General features: G+C 37.7%; 10 protein-coding genes and 1 riboswitch. Of the genes, 6 read left to right on the forward strand and 4 right to left on the reverse strand.

Going from position 1 to position 13,485, the window contains the following annotated elements; translation table 11 throughout:
* The first annotated feature begins 21 nt into the window (after positions 1 to 21).
* From M2M59_RS15965 to M2M59_RS15980, 4 genes are all read left to right on the forward strand, one after another.
* Positions 22 to 1,983 carry a methyl-accepting chemotaxis protein gene (locus tag M2M59_RS15965; protein WP_249775071.1) on the forward strand — a complete coding sequence of 654 codons (1,962 nt, stop codon included), beginning with the start codon at positions 22 to 24 and terminating at the stop codon, positions 1,981 to 1,983.
* 109 nt (positions 1,984 to 2,092) lie between these two features.
* Complete coding sequence (locus M2M59_RS15970; RefSeq protein ID WP_249775072.1) at positions 2,093 to 3,157, forward strand: hypothetical protein; 1,065 nt, start codon at positions 2,093 to 2,095, stop codon at positions 3,155 to 3,157.
* A 279-nt stretch (positions 3,158 to 3,436) separates the two neighbouring features.
* Positions 3,437 to 4,198 (forward strand): peptidoglycan editing factor PgeF, encoded by a 762-nt coding sequence (gene pgeF / locus M2M59_RS15975; protein ID WP_249775073.1) that lies wholly within the window; start codon positions 3,437 to 3,439, stop codon positions 4,196 to 4,198.
* Between the two features lie 62 nt (positions 4,199 to 4,260).
* Positions 4,261 to 5,454, forward strand: coding sequence for a M14 family metallopeptidase (locus M2M59_RS15980; protein ID WP_249775074.1), 1,194 nt, complete (start codon positions 4,261 to 4,263; stop codon positions 5,452 to 5,454).
* A 49-nt stretch (positions 5,455 to 5,503) separates the two neighbouring features.
* Here M2M59_RS15980 and M2M59_RS15985 read toward each other — a convergent pair whose 3' ends face one another.
* Together M2M59_RS15985 and M2M59_RS15990 are read right to left on the reverse strand one after the other, a co-directional pair.
* Positions 5,504 to 6,520, reverse strand: coding sequence for an aromatic ring-hydroxylating dioxygenase subunit alpha (locus M2M59_RS15985; RefSeq protein ID WP_147197478.1), 1,017 nt, complete (start codon positions 6,518 to 6,520; stop codon positions 5,504 to 5,506).
* A gap of 14 nt (positions 6,521 to 6,534) precedes the next feature.
* On the reverse strand, positions 6,535 to 7,905 hold the full coding sequence (locus M2M59_RS15990) for a nucleobase:cation symporter-2 family protein (protein ID WP_066791052.1): 1,371 nt from the start codon (positions 7,903 to 7,905) through the stop codon (positions 6,535 to 6,537).
* Positions 7,906 to 8,050: 145 nt separating this feature from the next.
* A riboswitch (purine riboswitch) is annotated at positions 8,051 to 8,152 on the reverse strand.
* A 207-nt stretch (positions 8,153 to 8,359) separates the two neighbouring features.
* On the opposite strand from M2M59_RS15990, the gene guaD reads away from it, so the two are divergent.
* Complete coding sequence (guaD, locus tag M2M59_RS15995; RefSeq protein ID WP_249775075.1) at positions 8,360 to 9,721, forward strand: guanine deaminase; 1,362 nt, start codon at positions 8,360 to 8,362, stop codon at positions 9,719 to 9,721.
* A 46-nt stretch (positions 9,722 to 9,767) separates the two neighbouring features.
* Here the strand turns inward: guaD and M2M59_RS16000 are convergent, their stop codons facing one another.
* On the reverse strand, positions 9,768 to 11,027 hold the full coding sequence (locus M2M59_RS16000) for an MFS transporter (RefSeq protein WP_249775076.1): 1,260 nt from the start codon (positions 11,025 to 11,027) through the stop codon (positions 9,768 to 9,770).
* Between the two features lie 496 nt (positions 11,028 to 11,523).
* Between M2M59_RS16000 and M2M59_RS16005 the strand changes: the two genes are divergently transcribed.
* Positions 11,524 to 11,913 (forward strand): thiol-disulfide oxidoreductase DCC family protein, encoded by a 390-nt coding sequence (locus tag M2M59_RS16005; protein ID WP_147197486.1) that lies wholly within the window; start codon positions 11,524 to 11,526, stop codon positions 11,911 to 11,913.
* Between the two features lie 64 nt (positions 11,914 to 11,977).
* Here M2M59_RS16005 and M2M59_RS16010 read toward each other — a convergent pair whose 3' ends face one another.
* Positions 11,978 to 13,315, reverse strand: a complete 1,338-nt coding sequence (locus M2M59_RS16010; protein WP_249775077.1) for a DUF3238 domain-containing protein — start codon at positions 13,313 to 13,315, stop codon at positions 11,978 to 11,980.
* Positions 13,316 to 13,485 lie beyond the last annotated feature (170 nt).

Here is a 13,485-nt window from a genome sequence, read left to right on the forward strand (position 1 = left end):
GTATAAGAGAGGTAAACGCGAGTGAAAAAATTATTTAACTGGAGTCTGCGTTCTAAGTTAATTGGAGCTTTTTCAATTTTCTTGATTATTCCTTCGTTGCTGATGGCTACGATTTCTTACAGTAGCACAAAATCACAAATTAAGCAGGAACAACTGAATAGCGCTAATTCTACTATTAAATTGTTGAATACAAATATAACGAATACTATTCAACCTAAAATCCATGATGCAACTTATTTATCTAAACACATTTCTAAAGGTTTAATCGATTCTTCAAAGGATTCAGAGCTTCGAAAGATATTAAATCAATATATTAACGAACATCCTGAGACAGCGATGGCTTATGTAGGTACAGAAAAAGGCGAAATGATCCGTATGCCTTATGCTACATATCCGAAAGACTATGACCCACGAGAGCGTCCTTGGTACCAAGAAGCAAAGGATAAGTCAGGAGATGTGGCAATTACGGAGCCCTACACTTCAACTTCAACTGGCGAGTACGTGGTAACTATTACAAAAACATTAGCAGACGGATCGGGCGTCATAGGCATTGATATTAAAATTGATGCTTTAAGAGACATTTCAAATCAAGTGAAAATTGGAAAGCTAGGTTTTATTTCTTTATTAAGTGATGGTGGAAAGTATATTGCAGATCCGAAGGCAGATAGTGGATCAGCTCCTAAAGAAACTTATATGAAGGAAGTATTAAATAAAGCAAAAGGTCAGACAGAGACAGAAGAACACAATATCATATACCTCACAAATAATGAAACAGGTTGGAAAGTTGTCAGCACCACATTCAAATCAGAAGCAGATAAAGCGGCAGCATCTACACTTTACTTAGATATTATAGTAGAAATTATATTCTTATTATTAGGTGCATTTGCCATTTGGTATATTGTTCGGTCTATTATAAAGCCAATCAATCGTTTAAAAGAAAGTGCCTCTAAAATGGGGAAAGGCGATTTATCAGAGGAGATTATCATCACTTCTACGGATGAGATTGGACAGCTTTCTAGCTCATTCAATGATATGAAGAATAATCTTGCCACTCTTATTCAAAAAGTAGGATCGAGCACAACGCTTGTCCGCACATCATCAGAAGAATTATCGGCAAGTGCTAGCCAAAATATCGCTGCTTCAGAACAGATTGCCTCTGCCATGCAGCAAGTAACTATCAATACAGAAAATCAGACAACTGGCATTGAGCAAAACGCTACTGCTGTTGAAGAAATCTCTCATGGCATCAGCCATATTACAGAAAGCATTAATGAAGTCGCTGTTTTATCTTCACAAGCGACAGAACAAGCAGAAACAGGCGAAGAATCCATCCAGCATACAGTGAATCAAATGGATTCAATCCATCATTCTGTATCTGCTACGGATATAAAAATAAAGTCACTATATGATCGTACTAAGGAGATTGGTGCAATCTTAGATATCATAGGCGATATTGCTGGTCAAACTAACTTGCTTGCATTAAACGCATCGATTGAAGCCGCACGCGCAGGTGAACATGGCAAGGGCTTTGCTGTAGTGGCAGAAGAGGTACGCAAGCTTGCAGAAAGCTCACAACAGTCTGCATCACAGATCGCAAATCTTATCCACGCGGTACAGCAAGATTCATCAGAAGCTGTAAAAAATATGGCTTCGACTCTAGAAAACGTTCAAGAAGGATTAAGCATTTCCAAACAGACAGCAATGCAATTTGAAGCTATTATTTCAAGCATGCAAGAAATTACACCAAAAATTGAAAATGTCTCGGCTACTACAGAGCAAATTTCTGCCTCTATTCAAGAAGTATCGGCTACTGCTATTACATTAAATGATCATGCAAAAGACAATGCAGCAGCATCTGAAGAGGTAGCAGCTTCAACAGAAGAGACGCTTACTTCAATGGAAGTAATGGAGGAAAACGCAAATCAACTTCTCAATATGTGTGAAGAGTTACAAAACATGATTGGTGAATTTAAAACAAATTAAGAGATACCTCCTTTATAGAACAATCTATAGAGGAGGTTTTTATTCTATCACTTCCTCTTCATATGAATGGGCCATGCTGCATAAAGTGAATTAAAAAGGTGGGATTGATATGAATAATGACTTGCATTTTATACGTTACTTTTTGCCGCCGACAGCTGCTATTTTAGAATTAGAAACAGGTCCTGTTATTTTGCATGCCGATGTAGACGGTGACTCAATTGAAGAGCTGATTAGCGCCTATAGCTATAGGGGCAACACGTTTCTTCTTATGCTAAAGCAAATAAATTTCCAGTGGCAGCCGCTCGTCCACCTCAAAATAGAACAGCACCATATTGCAGGATTATATGCAGTAAAAAAGAAGGAAAGCACTAAAAAGGATTTAGTCATTGAATGGAAAATAAACAACCTTCCTCCTTACTTAGATACACTAACGTGGACGTCTAATGGATTCCAGCGGCAGACAACCCCTTCTCAACAACTCATCATTACGAAAGCTTATGGAGATGTTACGGGAGATGGATTAATAGATACCGTCTACCTCACAGGTGAAAAGCAACCTGATAGCCCGCTTTGGCAGAACCTAGAGCTACAGATTATGAATCACTCGCAAGGCATTCCTGTTAACATATCACTTAATGATATGAAAGGTTATAGCCCAACCATCTTTCTCGGTGACTTTACTGGGGACAAAGCTCAGGATATCCTTGTAACCGTGGATTCTGGTGGGAGCGGTGGTATTATTTTCACGAAAATCTTTTCTTATCAAAATGGAGTATTTAAAGAAATATTCGACGACGAACGCTTTAATAACAAATCAAGTTATAAAGTAACATATGAAGACGGCTTTAAAGTGCGCGTTACAAGCTCAGCACCGCCCAAACAGTATAAAATCGATCTTACTTATAAAGGAAAATCTTATCTTTCAGAAATATACAAGCCAAATGGCCAATTAAAAGAACCGATTGAAGGTTGGGTGGATCCAATAAGCGGCCTATACCCAATCGATTTTGACCGTGATGGTGTCTATAGTCTCTTGGCATTCCAAAGCATTGCAGGCAGGTATCACGCTGACCGTTTAGGCTATGTTCAAAGTACATTAGAGTGGGATGGTGAACAGTTTGTAGTTGTAAGACAAAATGTCTCTATAGAAGGTCGAGAAGGAAAGCGCCAATAAACTATTAGGACAGGAGAGAAATTTTGCAAAATATCTTGCCAAAACATTCCTCTTTGAAAATCGTCTTAAGAAAAAGGCAAAAACAAATGTGTAGGCAAAAAAGAGAGACAATGAAAAAAGGTACTAGAAAAACAGGTATCGAGCCTACACTTCTTCCCGCTCACCAACAGCAAAAATAGTAGACTATGAGGCAGAGTGGCAAACACCACTTTGCTTTTTCTTTTCTTCTCTGCCTATACATTCCGCTGTATTTAAAATATAGTAGAAGCGGGTGATAAAATGAATACAAAAATATACATGAACAACGAAAACTTAATTGCAGGCATTTCATTAAAAGATGAAAGTATGCCCGAAGACGGCAATATGGCACTCCATAGTTGCACTGATCCTTCTTTGATTTTACAAAATCGAAGCTTGTTGGCCGCATCTATCGGTTGCGATCTTAATCAATTTGTTTGTGCCAACCAAACACATAGCCCAAACTTTTATAAAGTCACTCGAGACGATGTGGGTCGTGGAGCAAAAGCAAAAGAAACAGCTATTGAGAACACTGATGCACTATATACATTTGAATCAAATATAGTGCTGTGCACCTTTACTGCTGATTGTGTCCCCGTGATACTTTATGATCATTCTACAGGCCTGGTTGGCGTTATCCACTCTGGCTGGCAAGGGACGATTAAAGAAATTACTCTGAAAATGATTGACTATTTGAAAAAGAATGAAACGTGTGACCCTAAAAATCTGTATATTCATATTGGCACAGCTATTAGCCAAGATAAATTTGAAGTGGATCAAGATGTATATGATCAATTCAAAAATCTGAGCTATGCAGATGAGTATATGTATTTTAATGAGAAAACAAATAAGTATCATATCTCTAACCAGCAAACCGTTAAAAGGCAATGCGAGCTTGCGGGTGTACCAAGCGCTCACATTACCATAGATGAAACATGTACGTATATTAATAATGAAGGCTTTTCATATCGTGAGGATAAAAAAGCAGGTCGCCATCTAACATTTGTGATGAAAAAGCAGTAACTGATTGTACTTCCCTCCCTCTCTGCATATACTCTAAGACCATGCAAAAAGGGAGGACCCATATGTATATATATCCACGATTTGGCCATTCACTTTGGTATTATAGCCAACTATTTGATGTACCTCTTGCTCTTATAATTGATTCCAACCCTCGCCTTGAAACAAATGATTTAGGCGATAATGAAAGATTACAAATACCTGGATTCACTTTAAATCACTATATAGCCAAGCAGGAGGAAACCTTAAAACAAGTTGCTAGGAAATTCACAATTCCCTGTGAAGCTATTCTTTGTGTAAATCTAGACTTACATGAAAATACCTCATTAACTGTGGGCCAAAAAATTGCACTCCCCCAAAAAGTGACTTGGCGAACTATACGCGATAAAGACCACTACGATTCAGCCAAAATGAGGAAGGATCTTCAAGCACTGTTTCAAATTTATCCTTTTCTAAAGCAACAAACAATTGGCTATTCTGTATTAAATGATCCATTAAAAGAAATTCAAATTGGGAAAGGCCCTAAAAAGGTTCACTTCAATGCATCTTTCCATGGCAATGAGTGGATTACCACTGTATTTCTTTTGTCTTTTTTAGACGATTATCTTTTAGCCTTAATGAATAAAACAGATTTGAGAGAGACAAACCCCCTCACTCTTTATATGCAAACAACTCTTTCCATTGTGCCGATGGTCAATCCTGACGGAGTCAATCTGGTATTAAACGGCCCTCCGGATGATCAAGAATGGGGAAAATATCTGCTTGCTTTAAATAATGAATCAACTGATTTTACTGGATGGAAAGCTAATATAAACGGTGTTGATTTAAACGATCAATTCCCCGCCAATTGGGAAATTGAAAAATCCAGAGCCCCTCAACTGCCAGGTCCCCGAGACTATGGTGGTGAACTTCCGCTAACAGAACCCGAATCTATTGCTATCGCTGTGTTGACTAAACAGCGAGACTTTGATCGTGTATTGGCATTCCACACACAAGGTGAGGAAATCTATTGGGGTTATCATCATTGTGAACCCAAAGAATCAAAAACCATCGTGAAAGAACTCTGTAAAGTCAGCGGGTACAAGGCTGTCAGAAATGTAAATAGCGATGCGGGCTATAAAGATTGGTATATACAAGAATGGCGAAGGCCTGGTTTTACTGTGGAACTTGGCTATGGTACAAACCCGCTACCTATTGAACAATTCAGCTATATTTATAAAAGGGCAATGGGTATTTGCTTAGCAGCTTTATATATGTAGATAAAAGAAGTCAGCTATCGCCTCCACGGCGTATAACTGACTTCTTCCCTTAATGTAAAACCTTTTTTCTATTGTTTCGTTTTTCATCGATGAGGGCAATCGTCCCGTTCTCTACACCAAGCTCTTGTAGCCATCTGCGATAAGCAATAGTTAAGGCATCTGATTTAAGATGCATTTCCGCTTGTAAATCTAATGGTAGGAGTTCAGGCTTTTGGCTTTCTACGATATCCAAATCCTGAGCAAAGATTAAATCTTGAAATTCTACAAAAGATGCATCTGGTTGATCTAAATCATAGTTTCTTGTTAAAAGCATAAAGGCTTTAGTTTTTTCATGATCTTCTTGATTTACACAAACGAGAATCGTTAATTCATCCTCTGATTCTTTTGATGTTTTTGTAAACCGTGCAGTAGTTGGATTTAAAATCTCATAAACATAGTCAGTATAACCGCCCTTTGAACGTCCATCAGGATTAGGTTGATATACTGGTATTTTACTCGTAATAAATCGATTGTCTTCAAAAGAAACGGTATAATTATCAACTTCAGCATGGTCTTCGTCTCCAAGCATGCCGCCATGAACGAACATAAGGTGAGACACATCTAAGAAGTTTTCAATAATTCGAGGCGCGTTTGCATTTACATCATATGGCCCGCAGATGACTGTCTTATATTCCTCACGACTATAATCAAGGTAAGGAATCATCGGAGCAGGCTCTTCACCTAAGCATACCCATATCAAACCATACTGTTCTTGGCAATGGTACACTGTAGCCTTAGCCTTGCTAGGAATTGCCTTCCCGCATGGTAACGCAGGAATTTTTGTACAATCGCCATGGCTGTTATATTCCCATGCGTGATAAGGACAAACAATATTCCCATCTTTTACTTTTCCAAGAGACAGCGCTGCCCCGCGGTGAATGCATAAATCTTTAAATGCATGCACTCCTTCTTCGTTACGGAAGACAACGACGCGTTCACCTAGTACAAAAACCTGCTTTGGCGCATCTTCCACTTCATTTGCAATACATACAGGATGCCATTCATTCCATAGATAATCTTGACGCATCTTCAATTCCCCCACTAATTTAAATTTGTCTGTACCTCGTTTGATTCCTTATGATCTTCTATACTTTCCGGCAAGATTAAATTTAATAACAATGCAGTAACTGCACCAACAGCAGTGCCTGATGCAACAAAATATGTCGCTAGGTCTGGTAGCTGAGCCAATATATCTGCTGGCATTAATACTGCAAACAAAGCAGCCATAATAGAAACACCTATTACTAACATATTTCTTTCTGTAAACGGCACTTCTTTTATCACTTTAAATCCATTCATCATAATTACTACACAAAGAATGGCAAAAATACTATTGACTACAACAGATGGAATGCATGCAATACAGTTCATTAATTTTGGCATCATCCCAAGAACGATTAAGATGGCACCACCTACTAGGATCGGTTTTCGGCTTTTAATGCCTGTAATCGCAATAATGCCGGCATTCGAAGAATAACCAGTGACAGGAGTACCTCCGAGGAAGGAGCCCAAAAAACATCCCAATCCTTCGCCCAATGCCCCACCGTTTAATCGCTTGTCATCTAGCTTGTCACCCGTAATATTGCTAACTGTAAACCAAGTACCGGTTGTTTCAATCATGACGATCAAATAGATGGCCAACATAATAAGGATGGCGTTGATATTAAACGTGGGCATTCCGAATGCAAAGAGAGTTGGCAACTGAAACCACGACGCTTTCTCTACAGAAGAAAAGTCAATCAACCCATAAAAGGATGCAACAAGAGAGCCGCTGGCAAGCGCTAAAATAACGGAAATTACTTTGATAAAGCGAAGTTTTGTTTTTGACTTTTCGCCAATATACATACAGAAAATTAGAACAGCAGCTGTTACAATCGCTACAATCATATTTGAGCTTAAACTGCCCTGCGCAGTATAAATCGAATGAATGGCACTAGGCATTAACGAAATACCGACAATAACAATAACCGTGCCAGCTACTAAAGGAGGAATAAACCTTCTTACTGCCTTACTGAACAGCTGCAGCGGATAACCTAGCAAGCCTATCAGCAAAGCACCAGGTATTAAACTTCCAATCATTGTACCGATTCCCGAGGTTGTCCCAATGGCAGCAAGCGCGCTGATCGGAACGAATGAGGGCCCTTGCATGACAGGAAGCTTCATTGCAAGCCCTGCTTGAATTAATGTCGCCAGTCCACATGCAATAAATGTCATTTGAATTAATAGCGCACTATCATTTACTGAAAAAGAAAGCATGCCTGCTAGGATCATCGGCGGAATAAAAAGGTCCATTGCCATTACTTGTTGCAAGCCGAGAAGAAGCATTTGAGCAGCAGCGCCTCCCCTTTTCCGGTCCACAATAACTCTTTTTGTTCTCCCTGTTTCTAATTCTCTCGTTATACTTCCCATCATCAATCCTCCTGTAATAAATCAACCCATATAATTCATCAAAATAAAAAACTCGGATTACATACCTCTACCTTCGTAGAAAGCCATGTAATCCGAGTTCAAAAAAATGAGAATTCGAAAGAGAAGATAAACGTTCCTATAGACGATTTATCTTTTCAAAGCTTTCCATAGCCAGTTTATTTACGGTAAACAGGTAGAAACTTGTGAGCCATATTCTCACGATTATATGAAAAACAACTTATATAATTTTATGGGCTAAGTATAGCACTCACCCTATGAATTGCAAGTATATTTTTTAATAAGTTTTTAGTCAGCAATGTCTTAAAATAACTCAAACCTACACCATATAAGGATTTAACCTATCAAAACAAACTTTCGCTTTTTTGTAATAGTATTTAGCCAACTAATCATTTATAATCAAAATATAAACAAAAAGACGAACTTTATGGAGGTATATATGGATAAATATACGTATATTTTCAAAGGAACTGCTTTTACAAGTGAAACAAATAAAAAAGTAGCCATCTTAAAAGACCATCTCTTCTGCATTAATGAAAACGGCTTGATTGAGGATATTTTCAATTCTACACACGATGAGTATTCTAGGTTGGTAGATGCCTATCAAGATAATGACAATTTCCACACATTAGCGGCAGGGCAATATATCTTACCTGGTTTTGTCGACCTGCATGTTCACGCACCGCAATGGGCACAATCAGGAACAGCCCTTGATTTACCTCTATATGATTGGCTCCATACGTATACTTTCCCACTCGAAGCAAAGTTTGCTGATCTAGAATTTGCAGAGCTTGTTTATGATGATTTAGTTACAACATTGCTTAAGAACGGAACAACAACAGCTCTTTACTTCGCTACTATCCATAAAGAAGCAAGCTTATTACTCGCGACAATATGTGCAAAAAAGGGACAACGCGGATTAGTAGGTAAAGTGGTGATGGACGATCCAACACAAAATCCCGATTTTTACCGAGATCAAGATGCCAAAACGGCATTAGCTGATACAGAAGAATTTATTCTTGAAGTCAATCATCTTTCAAAGGAAACCAAGCAAGGCGTGTACCCTGTGGTGACCCCTCGATTTATCCCAAGCTGTACAGATGAAGTACTGACAGGATTGGGAAAATTAGCCGAAAAATATGATACCTATATCCAATCGCATTGCAGTGAAAGTGATTGGGCACACAATTATGTACAAGAACGTTTTTCAAAACATGATGCCTTTGCACTCAATGATTTTGGATTACTAAAAGATAAATCAGTGATGGCACATTGTAATTTCTTAGACGATGAAGACGCCTCACTATTCGCAAAAACAGGAACGGCCATTAGCCACTGTCCCTTATCCAATGCCTATTTTGCCAATAGCGTATTGCCTGTAGCACATCTGCAAGAAAAAGGAGTGGATATTGGCTTAGGAACAGATATCTCTGCTGGCGCTACGCCAAGCATATATGCCAATACCATTCAATCAATTATTTCATCACGGATGCTAGAAGATGGTGTAAACCCTTCTATACCAGCCAGTGAGCGGGGCGTACCTCATTCTCGCTTAACCATCGATGAAGCCTTTTATCTGGCAACAGCCGGCGGAGGCGAAAGCTTAAGTTTACCTATTGGGAAAATCGAAAAAAATTACTCGTGGGATATTCAAATTATTGATACTACTATGTCATCTGCAAGAATGCCCATCTTTTCACCAGATGAGCAACTATATGATATTTTCCAAAAAATTATGTATCATACACGCCCAGAACATATCCAAGAGGTGTGGGTACAGGGAGATAAAGTCCAATTTTAATCAACAAAAAGCACAGACCATTTACGCTGGTCTGTGCTCTATTGACTTATTTCCAAAAGCCATCTTGCTCTAATTTCTTTTTACCTTTAAATGCAAACAAGATTGCAATGATATTGATAACTAACATCGCTAGTAAAGCGTATAAAACAACTGTGTAGCTTCCTGTAAAATCATACACATAGCCATATACAGGAAGAGCGACAATAGAAGAGATTGCTAGTCCTAAAGAGGCTGTTGAATAAATTTGGCTATACTCTTTATTACCAAATAGACTTGCTGTCAGCGCAGGCCCTAATGTACCGATTGATGATGAAATCACGCCAAATAACCCTACAGCTAAAGTAATGATCCCAGCATTTGACTCTGTAAATACAAGCAAGCAAATAGATATTAAACCAACAGCCATTGCAAGAAGTGCTGTATTTTTTGAACCTATACGGTCAGTCAAGAAGCCTATGATTAATGATCCAATTAATACACCGATCATTAAGGTCCCCATAATGTTACCTGCAAACGAAACACTGAATCCTTTATTCATCAAGTATGTTGGAATATGCATAGAAAAACTTGCAATAGATGTTACAAGGAAGAAGAAAATAAGCAATGCATAAAAAGCAGAAGATTTTTTTGCTATTGCAAATGTAACACCTTTCTCTTCAGTATTGATTGCTGACCCATTATCAGTTGCAGCTGCTTCATCCATCCCATATGGAAGAAGACCCTTCGCTTGTGGAGATTTTTTAATCAAAAGCAAAACAACTGGTATAATAATCACCATTGCTGCAATACCAACAATAACATAAGATGATCTCCATCCATGGCTAGAAATCAATTTACCAACGATTGGTTGAGAAATAGCACCTAATAAACCACCAGCAGCACCTAAAATACCAAGAGCCAAGCCACTGTTCTTTTTAAACCATTGATTGATCAGCACTGGTCCCGCAATAACTGTGATAAAAACGCCCCCAACAGCTAATGGAATGGCCATAATATACCATCCCCATACAGAACTCATAAAACTAAATAGAACATAAGATCCCGCTTGTAAAATAATACCTACAATTAAAACTGAGCGAATATCATATTTCGCCAAAATTTTTCCGCCTATTGGTAGGAAGATCAACGTCACAATAGCAGAGACACTGAAATACAAGCTTAAGCTACCTAAGCCTACACCAAGATCTTTAGTAATCGGCGTTAAAAATAAGCTTGCAGAGTTACTCAAACTTCCTTTACCGATACCAACAATGATACAAAGCGCTAGCAAGGTCCACCACGCGTAATGTATTTTTTTCTTTTCCATAATTCGTTACTTCCTTTCTGCTTTCGTATTTATTACCAACAATAAGCAATTCAAAGTAACAATTGATAAGTGTATGTAGAAACCGATAATTTTATTGAAATAACTAAAATTTGTATGTTCTAAATTTTAGTTATCTAAATATTAGGAGACTAAATATTTACCGCTACTTCACCTAATAGAAAAGTAAATAGCGGTTTATGGACACTCAATTATTCTTTTTTCATGCTTGGCTTTTCAAAAAAATTACTTAGAATTCTAAATAAATCACCAGTAAACAATAGCAGACTTACTGTAAAAGCGCAATACCTTTCTTTTAAATTTTGTGATAAAATATTGTTTTTTTAAGTAATTATCGGTCCAATTAATTACAATAATGTTATATAGAGCGATTAATTTAATGTGCGAATATATTCTCACACAACGTATAATTTACATATAATAAAGGTTTTTCTTTTCCTATAAACGGTTAAAGTATTAAAAACAGGAGGGATCCATTATGCATCCAGTTGTACTTTTTGATGGCGAATGTAATTTTTGCGATTCAAGTGTACAGTTCATTATCAAACATGACCCTAAAGGACGTTTTTATTTTTCTTCATTACAGGGGGACACGGGAGAGAAAATGCGGGAGAAATATCAGATACCTTCTTCCATTGACAGCATCGTACTCATAGAGGATGACAAAGTTTACTATAAATCAACAGCAGCACTCAGAATATGCAAGGGCCTCTCAGGCTTTTGGAAGATATTTTATTTCTTTGTTGCCGTACCACTACCATTGCGAAATGCTGTATATGACATCATTGCGAAAAACCGCTATAAATGGTTTGGCAAAAAGGAAAGCTGTATGCTTCCATCGCCAAATATCCGAAAAAGATTCATATAAAAAAAAGAGCGAAAAGAAAGCCTTTTCGCTCTTTTTTTCTTTTTATACTGGTAGATCTTATACCTCAAACTTCTGTAAAAGTGGTATAACGCCATAAATGATTTGCCGTTTGCGGAGCCATCATTTCAAGGCCCTTATTATCCGTTTGATGTACTGTGTGCCATTCTTTTTCATCATGTTCTTTCATATACACTTCATGGCATGGTGCTTGGTCATGGCTACCTATAAAATCTACTGTCCCATTGCTATAAAATGTCCCAAACAATCTATAATTAATGGCAGGAGAAGCTACAAGCGGATTACCTACTTCATGATACAGCTCAAACCGTACGAAATCCTCGTTCTTGATGACTTCTTGCATTTCTATTCCTTCATCAGAGGCCCGCTCTTCCTTTAAAAAATGCTTATCCTCATCATATGCCTTGGTAATGCCGGCTGTTTTCTTCAGCACTGTTGCTTCTTCAGCTTCTGCATCATAGGTAATTTCTGTCCGAGTACGATAGCTATTTGCTTCCGGATCGTAATGACGATTGTCTCCTTTAAAAAAACGTTCAGAGGAGGCTATATTTGGGTTTCCGATCCACTCTTCCTTTAAAAATGTGGTGTAGCGCACCAACCAATTTTTATCCTTTTTCTCTTGCCTGTTTGCTTCGGGTCTTATAAGAAGATGTTCTGCTGGTCCTATCTTTTTTCTCAGCGTAAATTCTTCTTGTGCTGTTTGTTCTTTCGAGGTATCATTTTTTGCTATTCCTAATACACCAGCTATTGCAGAATTGGTCTTGCTGCTTCCTTGTTCTGACAAGAGAAGCGGCCTTTCCGCCTTGATTTGGTAATTAAATTCTTTACTTGTGCTTGGTATTTTTTCTTTAAAATTGCATGTTTTTGTTTTACCAATCAATTGTTGATCTCGATATATAAAGTATTCCTCAATTCCATCAATAGCTTCCCATTTAAACTGAATTTCTTCTTCTGAAATAACAGTTGTGATAACTAAATCCTTCAAAATATTATTCTCTGATTTTTGATCAACAGCTGTAGCCGTTTGAACACCGTACTTTTTAGAAATCCCCTTTTCTTCCTCAGTAAATTCCACATAATACTGATATAACGTACCTGGAACCAAACCTTTGTCAGTGAATTCACTTTTATCACCTTTATAAAGCAACTTTCCATCTCTATAGATTGTATAAAGCCCTTGTGCTTCCTTAAGTAAAAAAGTAATTGAATCCTTGGAATGTCGAATAGTGCCGAAAGCAAATCCGTCATCTTTCTGCGGAGCTTTTTCTATTTTTTTTAAGATAATTTTTTCAGCGGTTCGAGCGATTACAAAAGTCCCCAGAAGAATACCTGCTGTCTTGATTGGATTTCTTTTCACTTTTTCCAGCAACGATGAAGATAGCATTTGATCACCTCAGTATTTTTTTATGCTATACCCTTTTTTTGGTTTTTGCTATCAACATTTTGCTTAGGTGTTAAAAACAGTTGATCAAAAGAAGAAAAACAAACCAAATAAAAAAACAAAAAATATTTTAAAATGGTCCCATTTTTCACCGTCTTTTCACTATTGAAGGA

Source organism: Rummeliibacillus sp. G93, assembly GCF_023515935.1.
Classification (GTDB): domain Bacteria; phylum Bacillota; class Bacilli; order Bacillales_A; family Planococcaceae; genus Rummeliibacillus; species Rummeliibacillus stabekisii.